The sequence below is a fragment of the Nocardia rhamnosiphila NBRC 108938 genome (assembly GCF_000720425.1).
In the GTDB taxonomy this organism is placed as follows: Bacteria; Actinomycetota; Actinomycetes; order Mycobacteriales; family Mycobacteriaceae; genus Nocardia; species Nocardia rhamnosiphila.
The window spans coordinates 599,483-624,042 of the sequence record NZ_JOAJ01000003.1 but is presented as its reverse complement, the minus strand read 5'-3'; the positions used below and the strand labels follow the sequence as shown (position 1 = coordinate 624,042).

At 69.2% G+C, this 24,560-nt stretch carries 22 protein-coding genes, 2 tRNA genes and 1 riboswitch; of the genes, 14 read left to right on the top strand and 10 right to left on the bottom strand.

Going from position 1 to position 24,560, the window contains the following annotated elements:
• Positions 1-164: 164 nt before the first annotated feature.
• Positions 165-236 (top strand) — tRNA-Gln (locus IG75_RS0114760).
• A 149-nt stretch (positions 237-385) separates the two neighbouring features.
• Positions 386-458 (top strand) — tRNA-Glu (locus tag IG75_RS0114755).
• A 655-nt stretch (positions 459-1,113) separates the two neighbouring features.
• Here IG75_RS0114755 and IG75_RS0114750 read toward each other — a convergent pair.
• A complete protein-coding gene (locus IG75_RS0114750) occupies positions 1,114-1,641 on the bottom strand; it encodes a pyridoxamine 5'-phosphate oxidase family protein (RefSeq protein WP_030521837.1) in 528 nt (175 codons plus the stop codon).
• 34 nt (positions 1,642-1,675) lie between these two features.
• Positions 1,676-2,377, bottom strand: coding sequence for an IclR family transcriptional regulator (locus tag IG75_RS0114745; protein WP_030521836.1), 702 nt, complete (start codon positions 2,375-2,377; stop codon positions 1,676-1,678).
• 146 nt (positions 2,378-2,523) lie between these two features.
• Between IG75_RS0114745 and leuC the strand changes: the two genes are divergently transcribed.
• The 3 genes from leuC (at position 2,524) to IG75_RS0114730 (ending at position 5,397) form a co-directional block, all read left to right on the top strand.
• Entirely contained in the window at positions 2,524-3,939 is a 1,416-nt protein-coding gene (gene leuC / locus IG75_RS0114740) for a 3-isopropylmalate dehydratase large subunit (protein ID WP_030521835.1), read from the top strand.
• A gap of 48 nt (positions 3,940-3,987) precedes the next feature.
• Entirely contained in the window at positions 3,988-4,596 is a 609-nt protein-coding gene (leuD, locus tag IG75_RS0114735) for a 3-isopropylmalate dehydratase small subunit (protein ID WP_030521834.1), read from the top strand.
• 156 nt (positions 4,597-4,752) lie between these two features.
• Positions 4,753-5,397, top strand: coding sequence for an HU family DNA-binding protein (locus IG75_RS0114730; RefSeq protein ID WP_030521833.1), 645 nt, complete (start codon positions 4,753-4,755; stop codon positions 5,395-5,397).
• A gap of 286 nt (positions 5,398-5,683) precedes the next feature.
• On the opposite strand, the gene IG75_RS0114725 is transcribed toward IG75_RS0114730, so the two are convergent.
• From IG75_RS0114725 to cofC, 3 genes are all read right to left on the bottom strand, one after another.
• The gene (locus tag IG75_RS0114725; protein WP_030521832.1) at positions 5,684-6,649 is read right to left on the bottom strand and encodes an NUDIX hydrolase; all 966 of its coding nucleotides are present in this window, start codon (positions 6,647-6,649) and stop codon (positions 5,684-5,686) included.
• Complete coding sequence (locus IG75_RS0114720) at positions 6,646-8,829, bottom strand: RNA degradosome polyphosphate kinase (RefSeq protein ID WP_030521831.1); 2,184 nt, start codon at positions 8,827-8,829, stop codon at positions 6,646-6,648. Before IG75_RS0114720 ends, IG75_RS0114725 begins: the two co-directional genes overlap by 4 nt.
• Before the next feature lie 130 nt (positions 8,830-8,959).
• Positions 8,960-9,649: a 2-phospho-L-lactate guanylyltransferase gene (gene cofC / locus IG75_RS0114715; protein WP_030521830.1), complete on the bottom strand. Its 690-nt coding sequence runs from the start codon at positions 9,647-9,649 to the stop codon at positions 8,960-8,962.
• Between the two features lie 30 nt (positions 9,650-9,679).
• Between cofC and IG75_RS0114710 the strand changes: the two genes are divergently transcribed.
• Both IG75_RS0114710 and IG75_RS0114705 read left to right on the top strand, forming a co-directional pair.
• Positions 9,680-10,675 (top strand): NAD(P)H-dependent glycerol-3-phosphate dehydrogenase, encoded by a 996-nt coding sequence (locus IG75_RS0114710; RefSeq protein WP_030521829.1) that lies wholly within the window; start codon positions 9,680-9,682, stop codon positions 10,673-10,675.
• Between the two features lie 55 nt (positions 10,676-10,730).
• Complete coding sequence (locus tag IG75_RS0114705) at positions 10,731-11,846, top strand: D-alanine--D-alanine ligase family protein (RefSeq protein WP_030521828.1); 1,116 nt, start codon at positions 10,731-10,733, stop codon at positions 11,844-11,846.
• Positions 11,847-11,852: 6 nt separating this feature from the next.
• Here IG75_RS0114705 and IG75_RS0114700 read toward each other — a convergent pair whose 3' ends face one another.
• On the bottom strand, positions 11,853-12,446 hold the full coding sequence (locus IG75_RS0114700) for a DUF3515 domain-containing protein (protein WP_030521827.1): 594 nt from the start codon (positions 12,444-12,446) through the stop codon (positions 11,853-11,855).
• A 231-nt stretch (positions 12,447-12,677) separates the two neighbouring features.
• On the opposite strand from IG75_RS0114700, the gene IG75_RS0114695 reads away from it, so the two are divergent.
• The 4 genes from IG75_RS0114695 to IG75_RS0114680 are packed head-to-tail and all read left to right on the top strand — an operon-like array spanning position 12,678 to position 15,596.
• Positions 12,678-13,709, top strand: coding sequence for a thiamine-phosphate kinase (locus IG75_RS0114695; RefSeq protein ID WP_307687502.1), 1,032 nt, complete (start codon positions 12,678-12,680; stop codon positions 13,707-13,709).
• An 11-nt stretch (positions 13,710-13,720) separates the two neighbouring features.
• Positions 13,721-14,404: a uracil-DNA glycosylase gene (locus IG75_RS0114690; RefSeq protein ID WP_030521825.1), complete on the top strand. Its 684-nt coding sequence runs from the start codon at positions 13,721-13,723 to the stop codon at positions 14,402-14,404.
• A 38-nt stretch (positions 14,405-14,442) separates the two neighbouring features.
• Positions 14,443-14,682, top strand: coding sequence for a hypothetical protein (locus IG75_RS0114685; RefSeq protein WP_030521824.1), 240 nt, complete (start codon positions 14,443-14,445; stop codon positions 14,680-14,682).
• A 50-nt stretch (positions 14,683-14,732) separates the two neighbouring features.
• Positions 14,733-15,596, top strand: a complete 864-nt coding sequence (locus tag IG75_RS0114680; protein WP_030521823.1) for an alpha/beta fold hydrolase — start codon at positions 14,733-14,735, stop codon at positions 15,594-15,596.
• A gap of 57 nt (positions 15,597-15,653) precedes the next feature.
• On the opposite strand, the gene IG75_RS0114675 is transcribed toward IG75_RS0114680, so the two are convergent.
• The 3 genes from IG75_RS0114675 to rpmB all read right to left on the bottom strand — a co-directional run bounded on the left by IG75_RS0114675 (position 15,654) and on the right by rpmB (position 17,314).
• Complete coding sequence (locus IG75_RS0114675; RefSeq protein ID WP_030521822.1) at positions 15,654-16,439, bottom strand: enoyl-CoA hydratase/isomerase family protein; 786 nt, start codon at positions 16,437-16,439, stop codon at positions 15,654-15,656.
• A gap of 39 nt (positions 16,440-16,478) precedes the next feature.
• On the bottom strand, positions 16,479-16,946 hold the full coding sequence (locus IG75_RS0114670; protein WP_030521821.1) for a GNAT family N-acetyltransferase: 468 nt from the start codon (positions 16,944-16,946) through the stop codon (positions 16,479-16,481).
• A gap of 176 nt (positions 16,947-17,122) precedes the next feature.
• A complete protein-coding gene (gene rpmB / locus IG75_RS0114665) occupies positions 17,123-17,314 on the bottom strand; it encodes a 50S ribosomal protein L28 (RefSeq protein WP_011210730.1) in 192 nt (63 codons plus the stop codon).
• A gap of 387 nt (positions 17,315-17,701) precedes the next feature.
• Here rpmB and IG75_RS0114660 point away from each other — a divergent pair, with 387 nt between their 5' ends.
• The 3 genes from IG75_RS0114660 (at position 17,702) to IG75_RS39080 (ending at position 21,947) form a co-directional block, all read left to right on the top strand.
• Positions 17,702-19,408 (top strand): DAK2 domain-containing protein, encoded by a 1,707-nt coding sequence (locus IG75_RS0114660; RefSeq protein WP_030521820.1) that lies wholly within the window; start codon positions 17,702-17,704, stop codon positions 19,406-19,408.
• A gap of 48 nt (positions 19,409-19,456) precedes the next feature.
• Positions 19,457-21,715 (top strand): ATP-dependent DNA helicase RecG, encoded by a 2,259-nt coding sequence (gene recG / locus IG75_RS0114655; RefSeq protein WP_030521819.1) that lies wholly within the window; start codon positions 19,457-19,459, stop codon positions 21,713-21,715.
• Positions 21,716-21,794: 79 nt separating this feature from the next.
• Positions 21,795-21,947 carry a hypothetical protein gene (locus IG75_RS39080; RefSeq protein WP_156058904.1) on the top strand — a complete coding sequence of 51 codons (153 nt, stop codon included), beginning with the start codon at positions 21,795-21,797 and terminating at the stop codon, positions 21,945-21,947.
• A 38-nt stretch (positions 21,948-21,985) separates the two neighbouring features.
• On the opposite strand, the gene metE is transcribed toward IG75_RS39080, so the two are convergent.
• Entirely contained in the window at positions 21,986-24,253 is a 2,268-nt protein-coding gene (gene metE / locus IG75_RS0114650; protein ID WP_030521818.1) for a 5-methyltetrahydropteroyltriglutamate--homocysteine S-methyltransferase, read from the bottom strand.
• Between the two features lie 168 nt (positions 24,254-24,421).
• A riboswitch (cobalamin riboswitch) is annotated at positions 24,422-24,559 on the bottom strand.
• Between the last annotated feature and the right edge of the window lies 1 nt (position 24,560).

Below are 24,560 nucleotides of genomic sequence, written 5' to 3'. Positions count from 1 at the left end.
ACCCGCCACCCGCGGCCGGGCGGCAGGCCACGGCACCGTTACGCACCTGATGTGGCGGCGTGACCAGGCGATTTGTAGTTTCCCCGGAACGGTTTGGTACTCTCTTTCTCGGCCGGAACGACGGTGCCACCGCAGCCAGCGGTGAAGCCGAAAGCCCAGGTCATTGGGGTATGGTGTAATTGGCAACACAGCTGATTCTGGTTCAGCCATTCTAGGTTCGAGTCCTGGTACCCCAGCGGAGATCGCTCTCAGCTTCATCGTCCAGATGCGGTGCGGAACGAATTATCCAGGCGATTTGGTCGCCGCCGCCCGGTCGGTTACGCTGATCGAGCTTCGGATCGAGAGATCCGCGATCCACTCCAGCCAGGAGTTGATCACAAGTCCTGGCCCCGTCGTCTAGCGGCCTAGGACGCCGCCCTCTCAAGGCGGTAGCGCGGGTTCAAATCCCGTCGGGGCTACTCAACTGGAAGGCTCATGCTCATGGAGAGCATGAGCCTTTGTTGATTCGCGATGTTTTGCGAGGGTGCAACCCCCGCACCCCGCCCAGGCGGGCTCGGCGCCCCCTGGACCCTCTTGCGGACTGGAAACGGTCCGGGGCCGGGCCGGGGCTTCGTCCCTGGACCCTACTCGTGCGGGCTGGGTGGGTATCTACGAATCGGGCTGAGGCTTTGCCCCCTGGAGGCGCTCCGTGAGTTGGTTACCTACCGGAAAAGTGCCGGGGCTTTCGCCCCTGAAGCCCTTTATGAGTCGGTCAGCTGTCGAGCTGGTGCCGGGGTTTTCGCCCGTGGAGGCCCGGGTGGGTTGTTGTTCTGTGAGGTGAAGTGGTAGCCCGGACCGGGCTTGGGGGTCCGCGGCCGATGCCGTTGTTTCGTCGCCGGTTGGGGCGGTCCGTTTTCGGTCCGGATGGTTGCAGGCTGCCCGTCCCGGGGTTCGGCCGGTTGTCTGCCCGAACGGCGGGTCCTTGCCCTGGAATTTCGGTGTGGTGCTGTCGGAGGGGCCGGTTGGTCGGGCTCGATCGCCTTGGTTCGGGCCGGTAGTGGCCGGGTAAGCGCGGTGCCCGGGTCCTGACCGGACGCGTGCCGGGTGCTGCTGCGGGAACAGCACCCGGGGCGATCAGTCGTCCAGGGCGTGGGCGGTGGATCCGGCCAGGGGCATGGCGGGCAGGCCGAGTTTGCGGTGGTCCCAGCTGCGGATGCGGTCGGGGACGATACGGACCGCGACGCGCTTGTTCAGCATGCCTTCGACATATTCGCGCATATCGTCGGTGTACGGGCCGGTGTAGCGCTCCCAGACGCTGGCCCCGACAGCGAACAGTTTCTCCGGGTCCTCGATGACCTCGGCGTGGCCCTCGAGGGAGACTCCGCGCAGGGTGTCATAGGTTTTCCCGGCCTCGACCATGCAGGTGACCGTGGGGTTGCGGCGCAGGTTGACGGCCTTTTGGGATTTGCCCTTGGTCTCGAACCACAGTTCGGGTATCGCGTCGGGTCGCTCCGGATCGGCGATCAGCGCGTACCACATGGCGGTGAGGTGCGGTTTACCGTCCGCGCCCAGGCTTGCCAGGGTGGCGACGCGACTGCGGGTGAGGAAATCGGTGATCTCGGTATCGGTCATCACGATCTGTGACCGTTGGTTCACTCCCATCAGGCCACCATAAGTGACGGCAGCTGCCCGCCGCTCAGAGTCGGCGGTGCAGCGCATCGGCGGCCGCGACCAGGTCCGCTGCCCAGCGGGCCCCCGGTCGGCGGCCCATTCGATCGATCGGCCCCGATACCGAGACCGCGGCGACCACCGCGCCCTGTTGATCGCGCACCGGCGCCGAAACGCTGGCCACCCCGGCCGCGCGCTCGCCCGCGCTCTGGGCCCAGCCGCGTTTGCGGACCTCGGCGAGCGTGCGCTCGGTGAACATGGCGTCACCGAGGACGGTGCGCTGCAGCTCGGGATCGGACCAGGCGAGGAGTACCTTGGCCGCGGATCCCGCGGTCAGCGGGAGGCGGGAGCCGATCGGTACGGTGTCGCGCAGCCCGGCCGGGGGTTCGAGGGCGGCGACGCAGACCCGTTCGTTGCCCTCCCGGCAGTACAACTGCACACTTTCGCCGGTGATCTCCCGCAGCCGGGGCAGGATCGAGCCCGCGGCCTCGAGCAGTGGGTCGGCGGCGCCGGCGGCGAGTTCGGCGAGGGCGGGGCCGGGGCGCCAGGAGCCGTTTCCGTCCCGGGCGAGCAGCCGGTGGGTTTCCAGGCCGACCGCGAGCCGGTGCGCGGTCGCGCGGGGCAGGCCGGTGCGCTCGCACAGCTCGTTGAGACCGCAGGGCCGCTCGGCGACCGCATACAACACTGCCACCGCTTTGTCCAGGACGCCGATACCGCTATGCTGTCTCATACAACGATATTAGCGTCCTGCATTCTGAGATGCCATTACGAACAGCCCAGGTGGCGTCCTGGAAGGGGTCGCATGATTCCAGCTAGCGCGTATCCGGTGCCGGGCAGGTCCGGGCCGGATGCCGAGCCCGAAAGGTGATCGCAACAATGCCACGTACGCTGGCCGAGAAGGTATGGGAACAGCACGTCGTCGCCCGCGGCGAGGGTGAGGGCGAGGCGCGTGAACCCGATCTCATCTACATCGATCTCCATCTGGTGCACGAGGTGACCAGCCCGCAGGCCTTCGACGGTCTGCGGGCCGCCGGTCGCCCGGTGCGCCGGCCGGATCTCACCATCGCGACCGAGGACCACAATGTCCCGACCGTCGATATCGACAAACCCATCGCCGACCCGGTGTCGCGGACGCAGGTGGAGACGCTGCGCCGTAACTGCGCGGAATTCGGCGTCCGGCTGCACCCGATGGGCGACCGGGAACAGGGCATCGTCCACGTCGTGGGACCGCAGCTGGGGCTGACCCAGCCCGGCACCACCGTTGTCTGCGGGGACAGCCACACCTCCACCCACGGCGCCTTCGGTGCGCTGGCCATGGGAATCGGCACCAGCGAGGTCGAGCATGTGCTGGCCACGCAGACCCTTTCGCTGCAGCCGTTCAAGACAATGGCGATCACCGTGGACGGCGTGCTGCCGCCGGGGGTCACCAGTAAAGACCTGATTCTCGCGGTGATCGCCGAAATCGGTACCGGCGGCGGCCAGGGCTATGTGCTCGAGTATCGCGGTGAGGCCATTCGAAATATGTCGATGGAAGCGCGGATGACCGTCTGCAATATGTCCATCGAAGCCGGTGCCCGGGCCGGAATGATCGCCCCGGACGAAACCACCTACGAGTTCTTGAAAGGCCGTCCGCACGCCCCGCAGGGCGCGGACTGGGATGCCGCGGTGGAGGCATGGGAGGCGCTGAAGACGGACGAGGACGCGGTTTTCGACCGGGAGGTGCACATCGACGCGAGCGCGCTCACCCCGTTCGTCACCTGGGGCACCAACCCGGGGCAGGGGCTGCCGCTGGGCGCGAATGTGCCCGACCCGGCGCAGATCGCCGACGAGACCGCGCGTGAGTCCGCGGAGAAGGCGCTGCGCTATATGGATTTGACCCCGGGTATGCCGCTGCGCGAGGTCTCGGTGGACACCGTGTTCGTCGGATCCTGCACCAACGGCCGGATCGAGGATCTGCGGGCCGTGGCGGAGGTGCTGCAGGGCCGCAAGGTGGCCGAGGGCGTGCGAATGCTGGTGGTACCGGGCTCGATGCGGGTGCGGGAACAAGCCGAGGCGGAGGGGCTGGGCGAGATCTTCACCGCGGCCGGGGCCGAATGGCGGCAGGCCGGATGCTCGATGTGCCTGGGGATGAACCCCGATCAGCTCGCCCCGGGCCAGCGTTGCGCGTCCACCTCGAACCGGAACTTCGAGGGCCGGCAGGGCAAAGGCGGGCGTACCCACCTGGTGTCGCCGCCGGTGGCCGCCGCGACCGCGGTCCGCGGCACGCTGTCGGCGCCCGCGGACATCGACTGAGCCCGTCTTATATCGAAACCCACTTATAGCCGAAACAGGAGAAATACGATGGAAGCCTTCACCGTGCACAAGGGGATCGGCGTTCCGCTGCGCCGGTCCAATGTCGACACCGACCAGATCATCCCGGCCGTCTATCTGAAGCGCGTCACTCGTACGGGATTCGAAGACGGCCTGTTCGCCGCCTGGCGGAGTGACGAGGACTTCATTCTGAACACCGAGCCGTACAAGCACGGCAGCGTCCTGGTGGCCGGACCCGATTTCGGGACCGGATCTTCCCGTGAGCACGCTGTCTGGGCGCTCATGGACTATGGCTTTCGGGTAGTTATCTCTTCACGTTTCGCCGACATCTTCCGCGGTAATGCGGGCAAGGGCGGTCTGCTGGCGGCACGAATGTCACAGAATGATGTCGAAATGCTCTGGAAGTTGCTCGAGGAACAGCCCGGACTGGAATTGGTTGTGGACCTCGCGGCGCGCACGGTGACCGCAGGAACCATCGTGTTGCCGTTCGATATTGACGACTACACCAGGTGGCGCCTGTTGGAGGGTTTGGACGACATCGGCCTGACGCTGCGGCGTAGCGATGTGATCGCCGAGTTCGAAAAGACAAGGCCGGCTTGGAAACCAAAGACCCTGCCCGAACCTATTTCGCAGGCGTAATGTTCTCGGCCTCTTAGCGGCCCCCCAGATGTCGTGGTAGCTGTGCGTGTGCTAGACCACATGAATTTTGGCGTGGCACATAGACTCTTGCCCAATGTGGGTTTACCGTGGTACCTAGTCGGTCCGACGACGGGCCATTAGTCTGCGGAGGATTCAATGAACAAGGCGGAACTGATCGACGTTCTGACCGAAAAGTTGGGTACTGACAGGCGCACGGCCACCGCGGCAGTCGAGCATGTGGTCGACACCATCGTGCGCGCGGTACACAAAGGGCAGAGCGTCACCATCACCGGATTCGGTGTGTTCGAACAGCGTAAGCGGGCAGCCCGGGTGGCGCGGAATCCGCGTACCGGGGAAACCGTCAAGGTGAAGCCCACTTCGGTGCCGGCGTTCCGGCCCGGCGCCCAGTTCAAGGCGGTTATCGCGGGTAAACAGAAGCTCGCGGCGACCGGCCCCGCGGTGAAACGCGGTGTCAATGCTCCTGTGGCGGCCAAGAAATCCACGGCGAAGAAGACAACGGCGAAGAAAACCACCGCCAAGAAGGCCGCGACGAAGGCACCCGCCAAAACAACGGCACGGAAGACGGCCACCAAGGCGCCGGCCAAGAGCACCGCCGCCAAGAAGACGGCCACCAAGGCCGCGGCCCGCAAGACGGCGGCGAAGAAGACGCCCGCCAAGGCCACGGCCACCAAGAAGGCCACCGCCAAGAAGACCACCACGGCCGCCAAGTCCACGGCCAAGAAGTCGGCCACCGCGAAGCGGACCCCGGCCAAGAAGACGACAGCCAAAAGGGCTCGCTGACCCGCAGCCCAGGCGTGCCGGCGCCGCACTGATTCCAGCCGGGGTCCCACCGGATCCCGTATGCCCGGCCCGCCCATGCGGCTCCGCCGCACTGTTCGACTCCGCCGGATCCCGGGTGCGTGCTCGCACCCGCGGACGGCACGAGACCCCGCGATCGGTTCTCGTCAGCGAGTCACCGGGTGTGACGACTCGGGGACTCGCAGATCCACACAACCGGAACGCCGGACGGACGAGCCCCCGGGCAACCCCCGGGGGCGTAGCCGTCTCTTGTGCCCGGGCGCGCGTCCTACGCGGTGACCGCGGGCGCGGTATCGACCGCCAGCGATCGGTCGAGATGATCGGCGGCCACCAGCCGCTCACCCGAGAACGACAACACCCAGACCGACCCCTTACGGGTCCGCGCGGGCGACAACCGCATCCCGTCCTGTGCCGCCCACCAGCGGACCAGATCCGGAATGGTATCGCCCTGACTGCACAGCACCCGGACACGCTGCGTCGAGACCAGCGACCGGATCCGGTCCCGCGCCTTGTCCGGATCGGCGGCATAGCCGATATCGCCCAGTAGCGGTTCGATCTCCACCTCGACGCCGAGTTCCTCGGCCAGCGGCGCCACCGTCTGCACACAGCGCAGCGGTTCGGCCGAATAGATGTCCTGCGCGCCGAACGCCAGCAGATTCGGGACCAGCGCCAGCGACTGCCGATAGCCGGCCGATTCCAGCGGGCGCTGTTCGTCGGGGCCCTTGTAGCGGTCGCGTCGCCCGGCCTTGGCGTGGCGCACCAGCAGCACGGTATGCGTATCGGCGGGCAGCCGGGTGAACGCCCGCACGATCTGGCGGTCCATCGGATACGACAGCTCCGACATCACCGTGTCCAGCGCACACCAGGTCAGTTCGTCGACCTCGCTGTTGGCGCTGAATTCCCCGTCGACGACCTCGGCGGCCCAGTAGTCGACCCGTTTCATCTTGCGATGCCCGGTGACCGGGTAGGTCACTTTGCCGAGATAGCGGCCCAGCCGGGGCCGCAATCCGGTCTCCTCCTCGGTCTCCCGGAACGCCGCCAGCACCGGCGACTCACCGGGATCGAGTTTGCCCTTGGGCAGCGACCAGTCCTGGTATTTGGGGCGCCGGATGACCGCGATCTCGATACCGCCCGCGGAACCGGGTGCGTGCCGCCACAACACGGTGCCCGCCGCATGGATATTGGGTGCTGTCCGGGGATCCGGGTAGGTCGGTGGGGTATGCGTGCCGTTCACTGCTGATCCGGACGGCGAAGCCGCATGAGCGCCACCTGGTGATCGCGGACTTCGATACCGTCACCGTCGGTGCCGGCCCGGTCGGGGCTGGATTTCCAGTTGCCGTCGGCGTCCAGGATCCAGCAACGGGTCATCGGGTGCAGGGCGGATTCGAAGATATCGTCGAGCCGCTCGCACAGCTTGGGATCCTTCACCTGGGCCATGACCTCCACCCGGCGGTCCAGATTGCGGTGCATCATATCGGCGCTGCCGATCCAGAATTCGTTCTGTGCCCGGAAGTTGAGGATCCGGGAATGTTCCAGTACGCGGCCCAGAATGGAGCGCACCTCGATGTTCTCGCTCATTCCGGGGACCCCGGCCCGCAGGCCGCAGATACTGCGCACCACGATGCGTACCGGCACCCCCGCCTGGGAGGCGCGGTAGAGCGCGTCGATGATCTGCTCGTCGACCAGCGCATTGGCCTTCAACCGGATCCCGGCCTCGGCGCCGGAGCGGGCGAGTTCGATCTCCCGTTCGATCCGGGCGATGATCCCGGCCCGGATACCGTTCGGGGCCACCAGCAGATTGCGGTAGTCGGTTTTACGGGAGTAGCCGGTGAGCGAATTGAACAGATCGGTGAGATCGGCACCAATTTCGGGTGCCGCGGTGAGCAATCCGACATCCTCGTACAGGCGGGCGGTCTTGGGGTTGTAGTTCCCGGTACCGATATGGCAGTAGCGGCGGATGGTGGAACCCTCGCGGCGCACCACCAGACAGGTCTTGCAGTGGGTCTTCAGCCCGACCAGACCGTAGACCACGTGCACGCCCGCCTGTTCCAGCGTGCGCGCCCATTTGATGTTGGCCTGCTCGTCGAACCGGGCCTTGATCTCCACCAGCGCCACCACCTGTTTGCCCGCCTCGGCGGCATCGATGAGGGCGTTCACGATCGGGGAGTCGCCGGAGGTCCGGTACAGGGTCTGTTTGATGGCCAGCACCTGCGGATCGGCGGCGGCCTGTTCGATGAAACGCTGCACACTCGTGGAGAACGAATCGTAGGGGTGGTGCACCAGCACATCGCCCTCGCGCAGTGCCTGGAACACATTGCGCGGTGTCTCCCGTTCGCCGAACGCGGGCGGCGTCGCGGGCACATAGGGGGCGTCCTTGAGGTTCGGGCGGTCCACCCCGTACACCTGCCACAGGCAGGACAGATCCAGCAGCCCGGGGACCTGTATGACATCGGCGGGATCGACCTCGAGCTCGCGCAGCAGCAGATCGAGCATGTGCTCGGTCATATCGTCGGAGACCTCGAGCCGGACCGGGGACCCGAAGCGGCGGCGCGCGAGTTCACGCTCCAGCGCCTGCAGCAGGTCCTCGTCCCGGTCCTCGTCGACCTCGAAATCGGCATTGCGGGTGATCCGGAACGAATGGTGCTCCACCACGGTCATACCGGGGAACAGTTGATCCAGATGGGCCGCGATGAGCGCTTCCATCGGGAGGAAGGCGGCGATGCCGCCACCGCTGGGTCCCGGCCGGCGCACCCGGACGAAACGGTCCACATTGTCGGGCACCTTCACCCGGGCGAAATGCTCGCCGCCGGTGCTCTCGTCCTGAACGGTCACCGCGAGATTGAGGCTCAGGCCGCTGATGTAGGGGAAGGGGTGGGCCGGGTCGACGGCCAGCGGGGTGAGTACGGGGAAGACCTGATCCTGGAAATGCGCCGACAGTCGTTCCCGTTCGGCGTCGTCGAGGTCGGCCCAATCGATGATCTCGATACCCTCCGCGGTGAGCGCGGGAAGCACCTCGGAGAGGAAGACCTCGGCGTGCCGGACCGCGAGATCCTGACTGCGCACCGCGATGAGGGCCAGTTGTTCGTTCGGCGTGAGGCCGTCGGCCGACCGCACCGAAAGCCCCGTTTCGGCGCGGCGTTTGAGACCGGCGACGCGGACCATGTAGAACTCGTCGAGGTTCGAGGCGAAGATCGCCAGGAATTTCGCGCGTTCCAGCAACGGCAGCGAACTGTCCTCGGCCAGGGCCAGGACTCTGGCATTGAAATCCAGCCAGCTCAACTCCCGGTTCAGGTAGCGATCGGCCGGCAAACGAGGTGCGGTCCCGACGGCAGGGATCTGGGTGGCGGCCGGAGGCGGGGTCGGGAGCACCTGCTGCTGCTTGATGGTTTCCGTATCGCTCACACCTACGATCATTCCCTACGAACCGGTGACCATGCATATGCCGTAGATGACTGTTATCTCGAGTTCACGCGGTGGCGGCTGCCCGTTGGTGCGGTCGAGTGGCTCCCGGCCACCGGCCGCGCGGTGCGGAGCGAAAGCGGAGTTACGCCTGACACACCTGGGTGACCGCTTCCCGGACCGGAGCCGGCCAGCCGAGTTCGGCGAGCAGCGCGGCGGTATCGGGGCCCGTGCCCAGCGCCCGTACCGCCGCCAGATCGTCGGCGGTATCGACATCGTGGCGCAGGCCGGGCCAGTCCCCGTGCAGCCGGACCGCGCCGTCGTCCCGATGGTGGCGCGCGGAATCCCGCCCGAATTTGGGCCGCAGCGCGGTACCGGCCGGAGCCAGCAGCGCCGCGGTACCGGTGCCCGCGTGGTCGGCCACGAATGCGCGGATACCGCGGGCGGTCGCGAGGACCGCGGACAGTTCCGGCGTGCGCAGGGCCGGCAGGTCGGCCTGCAGGGCCAGCACGGACACATCGCCGTGCCGGGCGCGCAGCGCGGCCGCCGCGGTGGACAGGGCGGTGTTGAGGGGATCGGGGTCGGTGGCGGCGCTGCGGGGTTCGGGATGGACGGTGGCACCGAGCGCGCGGGTCGCGCGGGAGACCACGGGATCAGGGGTCACCACGGTGATCGACGCGATCTCCGGGGCCGCCGCGGCCGCGCGCACGGTATCGGTCAGCATGGCCAGGACCAGCCGGGACCGCTGGGCCGGGGGCAGGACCCCGGCCAGCCGGCTCTTGGCGCTGTCCAGGGTTTTCACCGCGATGACGGCGTGCACGGTGTGCGGGCACATAGTCCCATCCTGTCATGGCATATTGGGCTGATGACGAGGGCGGCGGTACTGGGTGCGGGATCGTGGGGCACGGCATTCGGGAAGGTGTTGGCCGAGGCGGGAACCGAGGTGACCATCTGGGCCCGCCGGCCCGAGGTCGCCGAGGCGCTGGCCACCGACCACCGCAACCCCTACTACCTGCCGGGGGTGCAGCTGCCGCCGGTCGCGGCGACCGACGACTACGCGCGGGCACTCGACGGCGCCGATATCGTGGTCCTCGCGGTGCCGTCGCAATCCCTGCGCGCGAATCTGAAGGTCTGGACACCGGCCATCGGCCCCGACGCCACGCTGCTGAGTCTGGCCAAGGGGATCGAGAACGGCACCCTGCTGCGGATGAGCGAGGTGATCGCCGAGGTCAGCGGTGCCGCACCGGAGCGGATCGCGGTGCTGTCGGGGCCCAATCTGGCCAAGGAGATCGCCGCCGGACAGCCTGCGGCCACGGTGATCGGCTGCGCCGATGCCGAACGAGCGGCCGCGGTGCAGCGCGCCTGCGTGACCGGTTACTTCCGGCCCTACACCAACACCGATGTGATCGGCTGCGAACTCGGCGGTGCCTGCAAAAATGTCATCGCTCTGGCCTGCGGGATCGCCTCGGGGATGGGTTTCGGCGACAACTCCCTCGCCGGGCTCATGACCCGGGGGCTGGCCGAGATCATCCGGCTCGGTGTGGCACTGGGCGCGGAACCGGTGACTCTGGCCGGGCTGGCCGGCGTCGGGGACCTCATCGCGACCTGTACCTCGCCGCTGTCCCGGAACCGCTCGTTCGGTCAGGTCCTCGGCAGCGGCGGATCCATGCAGGCCGCGCAGGAGGCGACGCACGGCCAGGTCGCCGAAGGGGTGAAATCGTGCACCTCGGTGCGCGCACTGGCCGCGGCCAAGAATGTGGAGATGCCACTCACCGAGGCCGTGCACCAGGTGTGCCACGAAGGATTGCCGGTGCAGACGGCATTGGAGAAGCTGCTGGGCAGGCAGATAAAACCCGAATAGCCACACCGGTGGTCCGGCACGGTTGGGAGAGGCCCCGGCAGGGTACGGTTCGGTCATGAACCGGATCAGGGTGGCCGTAGTCTTCGGCGGACGCAGCAACGAGCACACGGTGTCGTGTGTGTCGGCCGGTGCTGTGCTGCGGAACCTCGATCCGGCGCGTTTCGACGCGGTGCCGATCGGGATCACCCCGGAGGGCACCTGGGTGCTGGTCGGCGGGGACGCCGCCGAACTCGGCCGGCACGACCGGTCCCTGCCCTCGGTCACCGGCGGCGGCCGGGAACTGATGCTGGCCGCGGACCCGAGCCGGGCCGGGACACTGGTCGCGCTGGACGAACCGCACACCGTGCTGGAAGCCATCGATGTGGTGTTCCCGGTACTGCACGGCGCGTTCGGCGAGGACGGCACCGTGCAGGGCATGCTCGAACTGGCCGGTATCCCCTACGTGGGACCCGGGGTGCTGGCGAGTGCGGCCGGTATGGACAAGGAGTTCACCAAGAAACTCCTCGCCGCCGACGGCCTGCCGGTCGGCGTGCAGGTGGTGTTGCGGCCGGGCACCGCCACCGTCCCCGCCGCGGAGCGGGAACGACTGGGATTGCCGGTGTTCGTGAAACCCGCGCGCGGCGGTTCCTCGATCGGGATCACCAAGGTCACCGATTGGGCCGATCTCGACACCGCGATCGCCGCCGCTCGCGCCCACGACCCGAAGGTGATCGTGGAAGCGGGCGTCGTGGGCCGCGAGGTCGAATGCGGGGTGCTGGAATTCCCGGACGGCCGGGTGGAAGCCAGTGTGCTCGCCGAGATCAAGATGCCCGAGGATCTGGCCGATGCCGACGCCGGGGAGAAACCCGGTCCCGCCTTCTACGATTTCGACACCAAATATCTCGACGACGTCTGCGAATTCGACGTCCCGGCCAAACTCGACGACGACGTGTCCGACGAGGTTCGCGAGATCGCGGTGCGCGCCTTCCGCGCGCTGGACTGCCAGGGCCTGGCCCGCGTCGATTTTTTCCTGACCGAGGACGGCCCGGTGATCAACGAGATCAACACCATGCCCGGGTTCACGCCGATCTCGATGTATCCGCGGATGTGGGACGAGACCGGGGTCGGTTACGGGAAACTGCTGACCACACTCGTGGAAACGGCCCTCGCCCGCGGTACCGGGCTGCGCTGATCGCGCTCAGTTCGGCAGTTTGCCCGGGTCGAGCGGGCGGGCCGGCAGCTGCGCGGTGACGGTATCCGATACCGCCTGCAGGGGTGTCGGGCCGGAGCCGTCGGGAACCGTGAGGGCGATATAGGTTTCGCGGTCCACCGCGAACCAGGTGGCCGTGGCGGCCGCGTCGTCGCGAATTTCGAACCACTGCACCCCGTTGACCACCTGTAACGGGGACGCCCGGTGGAACTCCAGGGGGCGGTCGAGTCCGCAGCGCAGCACGATCGGTTCGCCGCCGTCGGGCAGCTGCCAGGCCGTCGTCGCCGGCGGCGCCGGTTCGACGAGGGTGGCGCGGGTGTACTCACCGAGGTCGGCGGGCAGTGCGGGCAGCAGGGTGGCACAGGCGGGCCCGTCGGCCGCGGGCGCCGGAACCGGACCCAGCGCCAGCGGTTCGCGTTCGACCGGCGTGCGCGCGGCGATTACCGCCGCGACCACCACGCCGATCAGCAGGGCGATCGGCAGCGCGACCGCGGTCGCGATGAGCGCGGGCGAGTACCCGGTGCGCGCGGTGCCGCCGCTGTCCGGGGTATCGGTGTCCTCGTCCGGCGATGTCCCCGGCATCCTCGGCGGTCCTTTCGTCAGCGTGTACACGGTGGGCGGGGCGCACGCGGGGGTCCCGGCCGCCGCGCCTGGTCACCGGGCACAGGGTACCGTCGTGCGGGGAGCGCCGGAGTATCGGCCGGGCGCGCGGGATCGGGGATCCGCGCGCTCCGGGGTACGGCAGAGCGGCGTTCCGCCGGTGGACACACGGCCCCGTGGTCCGGGCCGGCGCGGCGGCGTCCGACGCCGCCGGTGACAGCAGCGAGTGAGGAAGGTCCCACGATCAGTACAGGACCGACGGTGCGCGAGGTGGGCGAATTCGCCCTCATCGCCCGGATCAACGCGGGCCGGGAACAGGGGTCCGCCGTGCAGCTGGGCCCCGGTGACGACGCGGCGGTGCTGACGGCGGCCCGCGGGCGCTACGTGGTGAGCACGGATATGTTGATCGAGGACCGGCATTTCCGGCTGGACTGGTCGACGGCCGAGGACATCGGCCGCAAGGCGATCGCCCAGAACGCCGCCGATATCTATGCGATGGGCGCCGAACCCGTCGGCTACGTGGTGGGCCTCGGGATACCGGAACGGACCCCGGTGGATTTCGTGACCGGACTCGCGGACGGGTTCTGGGCGGAGGCGACACGGGCGGGGGGCTCGATCGCCGGTGGGGATATCGTGCGCAGCCCGCAGGTGGTGATCTCGGTGACGGCCTTCGGTGACCCGCTGGGCGAAGAACCGGTGACCCGGTCCGGTGCGCGGCCCGGTGGGCTCCTCGCGATCGCCGGCCGGCCGGGCTGGTCGGCGGCCGGTTACGCCCTACTCGCGGGCGGGCACGTACCGGAGTCCGGTCCGGGCGCGGCCACGGCTGTCGCCGCGCACCGTGCCCCGCGACCCGCCTACGACCTCGTCCGGGCCGCCGTGACCGGCGCACATCCGCCGGTGGCGCTCACCGATATCTCCGATGGGCTGCTCGCCGATATCGGGCATCTGGCCGAATCCTCGGGAGTCGCGATCGATGTGCGTTCGGCGGCGTTGCGCGATACCGAGCTCGCGGAATGCGCCGGTGTGCTGGAATCCGATGCGCGGCAATGGATTCTGACCGGAGGTGAGGATCATGTGTTCGCCGGGGTCTGGCCGGCCGGTTCGCCGCCGCCCCCCGGATGGACCGTTATCGGCGATATCGAGGCCGGTCACGGGGTGACCGTGGACGGTGCGCGGTACTGCGGTCCGCAGGGCTGGGAAGCGTTCTCCGGGACGGACTCGGCGAATGTCGGCCACTCACGATAGGTTGTGCGGTCATGAGCACGAAACCACTCGTGGAAATCATCGATCCGGGCTGGGCGAAGGCACTGGATCCGGTCGCCGACCGTATTGCGGAGATGGGCGAATTCCTGCGTGCCGAGAACGCCTCGGGCCGCGGGTATCTCCCCGCCGGGGAGAATGTGCTGCGTGCTTTCCAGGAGCCGTTCGACAATGTCCGGGTGCTGATCGTCGGCCAGGACCCCTATCCGACTCCGGGCCATCCGATGGGATTGAGCTTCTCGGTGGCGCCCGATGTTTCGCCGGTACCCCGCAGCCTGGCCAATATCTTCGCCGAATACACCAAGGATCTGGGCCATCCCACCCCGAGTTGCGGCGATCTGAGCCCCTGGTCGCGCCAGGGTGTGCTGATGCTGAACCGGGTTCTGACGGTATCTCCCGGCAAGCCGGCCTCCCATCGCGGCAAAGGCTGGGAAAAGGTCACCGAGCAGGCGATCAGCGCGCTGGTGGCGCGCGACGAGCCGCTGGTGGCCGTGCTGTGGGGCCGGGACGCCGCCTCGCTGAAGCCGGCGCTGGCCGCCGCGGAAGTGCCCAGTATCGAATCCGCGCACCCGTCACCGCTGTCGGCATCGCGTGGGTTTTTCGGCTCGCGTCCGTTCTCCCGGGTCAACGAACTGCTGGACGAACTCGGCGCCGAGCCGGTGGACTGGCGCCTGCCCTGAGTGGGCGTCGAACGAGAAACAAGATTGAGGAGCACACCATGAAACTGCGCGGCATCACTGCCTCGCTCGCGTTGGGCGCCGCCCTGACGGGCGCGGCCGGAGCGACGGCCGGAGCGGCCCCGCTGACTCTGGAACCGATGAGTCCGGCGACCGAGCCCGCTGCCCCGATCGCCGAGGATTTCACCTCGACCGGCTCGTCCACGATCTCGGCCTCGGTCAACGCCAAGGGCGCCTGCCTCTTCCAGCGGACCCTGAGCGCCATGGACCTGGACTGCTGATTCGTCCGTTCGTACGGCGTAACGCCCGCATATTTGCGATGCTGAAAATCGTGAGTAATGCGAACAATCTGCTCGATCCCGTCCGGCTGCGGTTACGCGGCCGGGGCGGGATCGAGCTCGTTGCGGACCAGTACGGCCCGCCGGACGGCCCGGCCGTGCTCTTCCTGCACGGCGGCGGTCAGACCCGGCACTCCTGGAAACAAACCGGGGCGCAGCTCGGCGCGGCGGGGATCCGGGCGGTCACGCTGGACGCGCGCGGCCACGGCGACAGCCAATGGGCACCCGATCGTGACTACCGCTACGAGGCCATGGTCGGGGATGTACTCGCGGTTCTGGAACAACTGGGCGGTGGACCCGTGGTGGTGGTCGGCGCCAGTATGGGCGGGATCACCGGGCTGCTGGCCACGGCGGCCCCGGGCGGAGACGCGATCGGCGCGTTGGTCCTGGTGGATATCGTCACCCGGCCCGAACCCGAGGGTGTCGACCGTGTGCTCACCTTCCTGAGCAAGAACCCCGACGGATTCGCCACCCTCGACGAGGCCGCGGACGCCGTGGCCGACTATCTCCCACACCGGCCCCGGCCCAAATCCAACGCGGGACTACTGCGTAACCTGCGCCAACGCGACGGCCGCTGGTACTGGCACTGGGATCCGGGCATTCTCGGCGACAAATCCGCCGACCCCGACGAGATGGCCCGCACACTCGAGGGCGCGGCACGGACACTCGATATTCCGGTGCTGCTGGTGCGGGGATTGCAATCGGATGTGGTGAGTGCCGCGGGCGCCGCGGAATTCCTGGAGTTGGTGCCCCACGCCGAGCTGGTCGAGATCGGCAATGCTGCCCATACCGCCGCCGGCGACGACAACGACGCCTTCACCGAGGCGGTCGCGAAATTCGTGACCCGATCTCGCTGACCGGGACCGGCCGCGGGCGGCGCGTCGATCGGCCCCGCGCCGCCGGGCCGGGGACGGTCAGCTCAGCCCGGAATAGTCCGGGGCGCGCTTGGCGAGGAACGCGTCCACCCCTTCGCGGCCGGTCGGACTGCCCGCGGCCGCTCCCATCGCATCGCGTTCGGCGTCCAGCTGCTCGCCGAGGGTCGTGGTGGCCGACCGGCTGAGCAGGGTCCGGATCGAGGCGTAGCTCGCGCGTGGTCCGCGCGCCAGGGTGCGCGCCAGTTCGCGGGCGTCGTCGCGGACCGCCTCGTCGCTCTCGGCGATACGCGTCAGAATCCCGAGGCGCTGGGCCTCCGCGGCATCGAGTACGGCGTCGGTGAGCAGGATCTCGCGGGCTTTGGCCGCACCCACCAGCCGGGGCAGCGTCCACGACATCCCGCCGTCGGGGCTGAGCCCGACCCCCGGATACGCGGGGCGCATCCGGGTGCCCGGACCCCCGATCGCGATATCGGCGGCGCAGACCAGGCTCATTCCGGCGCCCGCCGCCCAGCCGTGCACCGCGGCGACGACCGGAACCGGGGCGCTGTCCAGCGCCCGGACGAAAACGTGCAGGGTGTCGGCGAGTTGGTACAGATGCGCGGAACGGTCCTGCGCCGCCGCGAAATCGCGCACATCGCCGCCGGCGCAGAAGTTCGGGCCGGCGCCGACGAGTAGCACCGCGCCCACATCGGATCCGGATTTGTGCAGGGCGGCGGTGCCCGCGGCGACTCCGGCGAAATCCAGGGAGGTGCCCTTGGCCGCGGTGGACAGGGTGATCTCCAGGACGCCGTCCTCGATGCGGATGTACTCGGCTTCGGTGCTCATGGTCGCGACACTACCGAGCGGGAGAACCGGGCGATATCGCTACCTACGGACCATCCGGATCTCGGTGGCCATGGCGAAGCGTTCGGCCCGGGCGGTGCCGTCCGGCACGAATCCGTATTTGGTGTAGAAAGCGCGGGCCCGCGGATTGCGTTCGAAAACCCACAGCGAGCACGATCGGTCCGGTTCGAGCACCGCGCGGATCAACGCGTGCGCGAGGCCGGTGCCATACCAGCGGGCGCGGACGTACATGGCCTGCAGTTCGCGCTCGGCGACCGCGGGTTCGTCGCGGGGCGGGCCGTACTGGGTGAACCCGGCGATCTCGGTGCCCGCTTCGGCGACCAGGAGCTGCCCGGAGTGGTTCCGGGCGATCCGCTCCAAGTTCGCGGCGCGGCGATCGACATCGAAGGCGTCCAGGACGTGATCGGGGACAAGACCTCGGTAGGCCTCACGCCAGCAGGCGATATTGCACTCCGCCAGGGCCCGGGCGTGCGTGGGCTCGACGGGCACGAGGTTCCAGGGCCCGTGCGCGGCATGCGGGGCCGCCGCGGCCTTGCTCGTCGGATGCTCGGTCGTCTGGTGCTCCTCGCATCGGATACGGATACGACCTCGCCCCGGGTCCTAGGCGGAGCCGGGGCGAGGTCGTCAGAGCTGAGGGTCTCGGATGAAACCGGGTAGCCCGGTGTTCAGCCGCGGACCACCTTGCCCGCCTTCAGGCAGGAGGTGCATACGTTCATCCGGCGGGTGTTACCCGGGGCGACCTGCGCCCGCACGGTCTGGATATTCGGGTTCCAGCGACGGTTGGTGCGCCGGTGCGAATGCGAGACCGATTTACCGAAGCCGGGGCCTTTGGCGCAGACGTCGCAGACGGCAGCCATAGTCGCGAACTCCTTCATGTCATCATGGGGGACCTGCCACCGGTACAGCGGTCGATCCTGATCAATGTCGTCATGCCTGCCGACGAGCATCGGCGGATTCGATGACCATCGGACAGCGCCGACCGAGAACGGCCGCGCCAGGCAACCCTGCAAGGGTAGCCCGACCCGCTGCGATCCACCAAACTGGGGTTGATCCATCAATCCGGAGCCTACCCGGCGAACCCACGCGAGGCGCCGTACGCGCGGGCCCGCCCCGGGCCGCGGTGTCGGGACCGGCCGCTAACCTGGCGTTCGACTTCCGCGACGACGAGAAACGAGGTGACGGTGCCCGAAACCCGGCAGGTGGGCGGCGATGGTTCGCCGATCACCGGATCCGCGGACGGCGGGCTGGGCGGGGCCGAACTTCTGTCCTGGGGTCGTCTCTGTGTGGCCGCGCTCGAACAGCGGCGCACGGAGATCGATGCGCTCAATGTCTTCCCGGTGCCGGATTCCGATACCGGGACCAACCTCCTGGCGACCATGCGCGCCGCCGTCGCGGAAGCGCAGCGCCCGGCCTCGGGCGCCGACGGGGACCGGGGCCGGCCGGCCGCTCATCCGGTGGCCGCGGCACTGGCCCGGGGCGCGACCGCCGGCGCGCGGGGAAACTCCGGCATCATCGTGTCCCAGGTATTACGGGGTATCGCGGACGCGACGGTGGACACCGGGCTGACCGAGCAGACCTATCGGGCCGCATTGGCGCGGGCGGCCGCACTGGTCCGGGGAAGCCTGAGCGATCCGGTGGAGGGCACCATCCTCACGGTTCTCGACCGGGCGGGCGCCGCGGCGCACCGCTGCGCCGAGCCCGGGCTGGCGGCGGTGGTGCGGGCCGGCGCCGACGCGGCGGCGCGGGCGCTGGAGGACACCCGCGACCAGTTGGCGGTGCTGCGCGAGGCCGGGGTGGTGGACGCCGGAGCGCGCGGGTTGCTGGTACTGCTGGACGGGCTGGTCACCGTGGTGACCGGCGAGACCCCCGTACGGGCCGAGTACCGGGCCGCCGAGCCCCGGATGCCGTCGGCCCGGCCCGAATCGGCGCAGCGCTACGAGGTGATGTACCGGATCGACGGGGCTCGCGCCGATCTCGCCGCCGAACTGCGTTCCCGGCTCGCCGCCCTGGGGGATTCGGTGGTGGTGGCCGCCGATGGCGCCGGCGGCTGGTCGGCGCATGTGCACTGCGCGGACGCGGGTGCTGCGGTGGAGGCAGGGCTCGCCGTGGGCCGCCCGGTCGCGATCCGGATCGAGCACCTGATCGAGGCCCCCGGCCACGGGGACGGCGCGACCGCCGGGCACAGCCGTCCGCGCGCCGGTGGTGCCGTGGTCACGGAGGTGTGTGACGCCGCGGACAGCAGGCAGGTGCACGACCGGGCCGCCCGGCAGATCAGCGGACGCCTCGGTGAACCTGCCGATCGTGGCGTACTGGCCGTCGCGTCCGGTGCCGGCGCCGCGGCGCTCTTCGAGGCGGCGGGCGCGGTGGTGCTGAACGCCGGACAGACACTGGAATCGGCGGTACTGCTCGCTGCCATCCGGCAGCTCCCGCATCGGGAAGTGCTGGTACTTCCCAATGGTGCGTTACCGGCCCACGAACTCGTGGCGGTCGGCGCGGCGGCACGCGACACACGCCGGGACGTGCTGCTGCTGCCGAGCGCCAGCATGGTGCAGGGCCTCGCGGCCCTGGCGGTGCACGATCGGGCCCGGATCGCCGTGGACGATGCGTTCACCATGTCCGAGGCGGCCGCGAGCACCCGCTGGGGCGCGCTGCGCCGCGCCCGCGGCCGGGCGCTCACCATGGTCGGGACCTGTGCGCCCGGCGACGGGCTCGGCCTGGTGGGCCACGATGTGGTGGTGATCGACCGGGATACCCGGGCCGCGGGCCAGACCCTGCTGGACCGGATGCTCGGGCTGGGCGGCGAACTGGTGACCCTGCTGGTCGGCGCGGCCGCGCCGGACGGGCTCGCCGATGACCTCGCGCGCCATATCGGTGGCGAATTCCCCGGTGTGGAGGTCACGGTGTATGCCGGAGGCCAGCAGGGCGACCTGATACAGATCGGTGTGGAATGAGTATCCGCCGGACCCGCCGCCGCGGGCCGTGGGGACAGGAGTAGCGCGATGGCGACACTGAGCGACCGGCTCGACCATCTGCTCGGCGCGAAGGCCGCCGCAATGCTGGCGGACGCGTTCGATATGGACACCGTGGAAGATCTGCTGCGGCACTATCCTTTGCGCTACGCCACCCAGGGGCAGCCGCTCACCGAGGAGGCGCCGGAGGACGGGGCGCACATCACCGTGATCGGCCGGGTCACCAAGGCGGACCTGCGGCCGATGCGGCAGCGGCGCGGATCGCTGCTGAAGGTGGTGCTCGATACCGGCGGCGGGCGCGGCGTGGATGTCACGTTTTTCAACGGTGACAAGGTGAAATACGCGATTCGCCAGGGTGTCCGGGCGATGATGTCGGGCACGGTCAACTACTGGCGGCCCGGCCAGTGGAATCTCAGCCATCCGGGATATCTGATCCTGCCGGAGGCCGACGACGAGGAGCCGACCCTGACCACCGTGCGCGGCGGGGGTGACCTGCGCGGAATCGCGCAGAGCGCGAAGGGCGCGGGCGGGGTGGACATGTCCTTCTTCGATCGTGAATTCATCCCGGTCTATCCGGCGACGGCGAAGGTGCAGAGCTGGGAGATCCTGGCCTGTGTCCGGCAGGTTCTCGACCAGCTCGACCCGCTCGCCGATCCGTTGCCCGCCGAGGTGCGCGAGGAACGGGAGCTGATGCCGGTGGGCGATGCGCTGCGCCTGATCCACCTGCCCGAACACACCTCCGATATCGAACGTGCCCGGGAAAGGCTGCGTTTCGACGAAGCGCTGGCACTGCAACTGGTCCTCGCCGAACGGCGGCACGAGGTGGCGGGCCGCACCGCCCGGGCCTGTCCACTGCGCGGGGACGGAATCGTCGCCGCCTTCGAGGAGCGGCTGCCGTTCGAACTCACCGCGGGACAGCGCGGGGTCATCGGCGAGATCTCGGCGGATCTGTCCCGGGAACAACCCATGCACCGGCTGCTGCAGGGCGAAGTGGGTTCGGGTAAGACCATCGTCGCGCTGCACGCCATGCTGCAGGTGATCGATGCGGGTCAGCAGTGCGCGCTGCTCGCGCCCACCGAGGTGCTCGCCGCCCAGCACTATCGGTCGCTGCGCGCGATGCTGGGCGATCTCGGGCAGGCGGGAGAGCTGGGCGCGGCCGATGCCGCCACCCGGGTGACGCTGGTGACCGGTTCCATGCCGGCCGCGACGAAACGCGCCGCCCTCCTCGCCGCGGTGACCGGAGACGCGGGCATTGTGATCGGTACCCACGCCCTGATCCAGGACGCGGTCGAATTCTTCGATCTGGGCCTGGTGGTGGTGGACGAACAGCACCGGTTCGGGGTGGAACAGCGCGATGCGCTGCGGGCCAAGGCGAAATCGGGTTTCTCCCCGCATCTGCTGGTGATGACCGCGACCCCGATTCCCCGCACCATCGCCATGACCACCCTGGGCGACCTGGAGACCTCCACGCTCAGCGAACTGCCCCGCGGGCGTTCGCCGATCCAGTCGAAGGTGGTACCGCGCCGGGTGCATCCCAACTGGGTGGACCGGGCCTGGGAGCGGATCACCGAGGAGGTCGGCGCCGGCCGGCAGGCCTATGTCGTGTGCTCGCGCATCGGTGACGACGAGGACGGTTCGGGGGCGCGGGGCAAGAAAGCCACGGAGAAGGAGGCCCCATCCACCCAGGCCGTGGTCGATGTCTTCGACCGCCTGCGCACCGGACCGCTCGCGCAACTACGGATCGGGCTGCTGCACGGACGGCTGCCGTCGGATGAAAAAGACCAGGTGATGCGCGACTTCAATGCCGGCGATATCGATGTGCTGGTCTGTACGACGGTGGTCGAGGTGGGCGTGGATGTGCCGAACGCGACCGTGATGGTGATCGTGGACGCCGACCGGTTCGGCGTGAGCCAGCTGCACCAGCTCCGGGGCCGGATCGGGCGCGGTGCGCATCCCGGATTGTGCCTGCTGATCACCGATGCCGCGCCCGGGGGTCCGGCGATGACCAGGCTGGAGGCCGTCGCCGCCACCACCGACGGATTCGAGCTCTCGGTACTCGATCTGCGGCAGCGCCGCGAGGGCGATGTGCTCGGCGCCGCGCAGTCGGGAACCACCCGGTCGTTGCGCCTGCTGTCGCTGCTCGACGATCTCGAGGTCATCACCGCCGCCCAGGAATTGGCCCGCACTGTGGTGGAGCAGGATCCCGGACTGGCCCGGCACCCCGGGCTGGCGGCGATGATGCACGCCGCCGTCGATTCCGAACGCCTGGAGTACCTGGCCAAATCCTGATCGGCGAGCGTGGGAACCGTGCCGGGACACCCGGCGTCAAACCTGGCAACGGTAACGCCGAAGGAAAGGATCAGGTCTCATGGGGGAAAGACAGGGGTGCCGGGCGGTGCGGCGGGGGCCGTCCGCACCGGCCCGGATCCGGCCGGTGCTGCGGGTGGCGCAGGACTGCCCGCACTGTGTGGCCCGGCGGACGAAACGCCGGGAACCCGGGGCCGGGGAGCTGGAGGGCTGACCGGCCCGGGCCGCACGCGCGGCGGCCCGGGCGGGAATTCAGCGGACGCCGTGGGCGGCGGCCACCATATTGCGCAGGGATGCCTCCACCTCGGCCGGGCCGCGGGTCTTCAGACCGCAGTCGGGATTGACCCAGAGACGTTCGGCCGGAACCGCTTCCAGGGCGGCGCGCAGGGACGCGGTGATCTCCTCGACGCCGGGCACCCGGGGCGAGTGGATATCGTAGACGCCCGGTCCCACCCCGGCGGCGAAGCCGGAGGCGGTCAGATCGCCCAGTACCTCCATTCGCGAGCGGGCGGCCTCGATGGACGTGACATCGGCGTCCAGTCCGGCAATGGCGTCGATCACCTCACCGAACTCCGAATAGCACAGATGGGTGTGGATTTGGACGGAGTCGGCCACCCCGGAGGTCGCCAGCCGGAACGCGTGCACCGACCAGTCCAGGTACGCCTGCTGATCGGCGGCGCGCAGCGGGAGCAGTTCCCGCAGCGCGGGCTCGTCGACCTGGATGATCCGGATACCGGCGTTCTGCAGATCCACCGTCTCGTCCCGGATCGCCAGGGCCACCTGCCGGGCCGAATCCGCCGGCGGTTGGTCGTCGCGGACGAAGGACCAGGCCAAAATGGTGACCGGGCCGGTGAGCATGCCCTTGACCGGTTTGTCGGTGAGCGACTGCGCGTAGGTGATCCAGTCCACGGTCATCGCAGCCGGACGGGAGACGTCACCGAACAGGATGGGCGGGCGCACACAACGGGTGCCGTAGGACTGCACCCAGCCCAGATCGGTCGCCGCGAATCCGTCGAACTGTTCGGCGAAGTACTGCACCATATCGTTGCGTTCCGGTTCGCCGTGCACGAGAACGTCGAGCCCGAGTTTCTCCTGCAGCGCGATGACCTCGCCGATCTCCGCCCGCATCCGCCGCACGTACTCGGTCCGGTCGACCTCCCCGGACCGCAGTGCCGCCCGGGCCAGCCGGATGGCCGAGGTCTGCGGGTAGGAGCCGATGGTGGTGGTCGGCAGCGGCGGCAGGGGCAGGCGCTCCCGCTGGAGGGTCCGGCGCTGTTCGGCGGGCGCCCGCCGCGCGGCGTCCGGGCCCAGCGCGGCGAGTCGCGCCCGTACCTGCGCGTTGCTGATCCGCGGATCGGCGCGGCGGCTCGCCGCGGCGGCCCGGGCGGTTTCCAGTTCCGCGGCGACCGCCTCGGTGCCGGAGTTCAGGCCGGTCGCCAGTACGTGTACCTCGGCGGTCTTCTCGGCGCCGAAGGCGAGCCAGGAGCGCAGCGCGTCGTCGAGCCGCGTCTCCACCGCCAGCGAGTACGGGACGTGCAGCAGCGAACACGAGGTGGAAACGGCCAGTGCCCGCACGCTGCCCAGCAGGGTGGCCAGCGTCGACAGCGCACCGTCGAGGTCGGTACGCCAGACATTGCGGCCGTCGACCACACCCGCGACCAGCAGTTTGTGCGATAGCGCGGGGACGGCCGCCACCGCGGCGACGTCGGTGCCCGCGACCAGATCGACGGCGATACCTTCGACATCGGTGGCGGCCAGGGCTTCCAGCGCGGCGCCCGGATGCCCGAAATAGGTGGCCACCAGCACCGCCGGCCGCTGCGCCGCCGCGGTGAGTTCGGTGTAGACCCGGCGGACCGTCGCCAGTTCCGCCGGGGTGAGATCGGTGACCAGCGCGGGCTCGTCCAGTTGTACCCAGCCCGAGCCCGCGTCGGCGAGCAGCCGCAGCAACTCCCGGTACAGCGGGATCAGTTCGTCGATCCGGTCCAGGGCCGCGCCGCCGGTGGTCTTGGCCAGTTTCAGGAAGGTGACCGGTCCGATGACCACCGGCCGGGCCGGCACGCCGAGTTCGACCGCTTCGGCCACCTGCGCCAGCAGGTCTTCCGGATGCAGGCCGAAGGTGGTGTCCGGGCCGAGTTCGGGCACCAGGTAGTGGTAATTGGTGTCGAACCACTTGGTCATCTCCAGCGGTTCCACCGATTCGGTTCCGCGGGCGGCGGCGAAATAGCGGTCCAGCCGATCCGCTATCCCGGCGACCCGGGCGGGCAGGGCGCCGAGGAGGACGGCGGTGTCGAGCATCTGGTCGTAGTAGGAGAAGGTGCCGACGGGAATCGAATCCAGTCCGGTGGCGGCCAGTTCTGCGTACTGGTCCCGGCGCAGTGCGCGGCCGGTCTCGTGCAGCTGCGCCGCGTCGATCCGGCCCGCCCAGTAGGACTCGATCGCGCGTTTCAACTCCCGGCGCGGCCCCACCCGGGGGAGTCCGAGAACCGTTGCGGTGAACGGTCGGTGCGAAATAACAGTCACGGTGTTCTCCAGTGCTGAAGTTCGACGGCGGTCGCCGTTCCCGGGCGCACGGCACCGATGAGACCCCGAATGACCCGGCCGTGCGGTCGGGTCGGATGTCAGCACTGGTGGCGGCGCCCGCTCCACGAGGCGACGGCCACCGGATACGGCGTATCCGGTACAACCGGCAGGTCTTCGGACTCGCGGGCACCGGCCTGTCGGCCGACCTACTGGCCGTCGCTTCCCAGGCGTGCTGCCCAGTGCTGATGACGGCGGTCGTTCCTGCTCACCGCTGCGGGACAGTTCCGGATTTCCACCGGATTCCCTC

Coding starts and splice junctions, on each gene's coding strand:
- cofC (WP_030521830.1), bottom strand. CDS start 9,649: ATGTGCCCGCACACCGTGCACGCCGTCATCGCGGTGAAAACCCTGGAC.
- recG (WP_030521819.1), top strand. CDS start 19,457: ATGGCGACACTGAGCGACCGGCTCGACCATCTGCTCGGCGCGAAGGCC.
- IG75_RS0114705 (WP_030521828.1), top strand. CDS start 10,731: ATGAACCGGATCAGGGTGGCCGTAGTCTTCGGCGGACGCAGCAACGAG.
- IG75_RS0114685 (WP_030521824.1), top strand. CDS start 14,443: ATGAAACTGCGCGGCATCACTGCCTCGCTCGCGTTGGGCGCCGCCCTG.
- IG75_RS0114675 (WP_030521822.1), bottom strand. CDS start 16,439: ATGAGCACCGAAGCCGAGTACATCCGCATCGAGGACGGCGTCCTGGAG.
- IG75_RS0114720 (WP_030521831.1), bottom strand. CDS start 8,829: ATGATCGTAGGTGTGAGCGATACGGAAACCATCAAGCAGCAGCAGGTG.
- leuC (WP_030521835.1), top strand. CDS start 2,524: ATGCCACGTACGCTGGCCGAGAAGGTATGGGAACAGCACGTCGTCGCC.
- IG75_RS39080 (WP_156058904.1), top strand. CDS start 21,795: ATGGGGGAAAGACAGGGGTGCCGGGCGGTGCGGCGGGGGCCGTCCGCA.
- IG75_RS0114745 (WP_030521836.1), bottom strand. CDS start 2,377: ATGAGACAGCATAGCGGTATCGGCGTCCTGGACAAAGCGGTGGCAGTG.
- IG75_RS0114730 (WP_030521833.1), top strand. CDS start 4,753: ATGAACAAGGCGGAACTGATCGACGTTCTGACCGAAAAGTTGGGTACT.
- IG75_RS0114700 (WP_030521827.1), bottom strand. CDS start 12,446: ATGCCGGGGACATCGCCGGACGAGGACACCGATACCCCGGACAGCGGC.
- leuD (WP_030521834.1), top strand. CDS start 3,988: ATGGAAGCCTTCACCGTGCACAAGGGGATCGGCGTTCCGCTGCGCCGG.
- IG75_RS0114750 (WP_030521837.1), bottom strand. CDS start 1,641: ATGGGAGTGAACCAACGGTCACAGATCGTGATGACCGATACCGAGATC.
- IG75_RS0114710 (WP_030521829.1), top strand. CDS start 9,680: ATGACGAGGGCGGCGGTACTGGGTGCGGGATCGTGGGGCACGGCATTC.
- rpmB (WP_011210730.1), bottom strand. CDS start 17,314: ATGGCTGCCGTCTGCGACGTCTGCGCCAAAGGCCCCGGCTTCGGTAAA.
- IG75_RS0114690 (WP_030521825.1), top strand. CDS start 13,721: ATGAGCACGAAACCACTCGTGGAAATCATCGATCCGGGCTGGGCGAAG.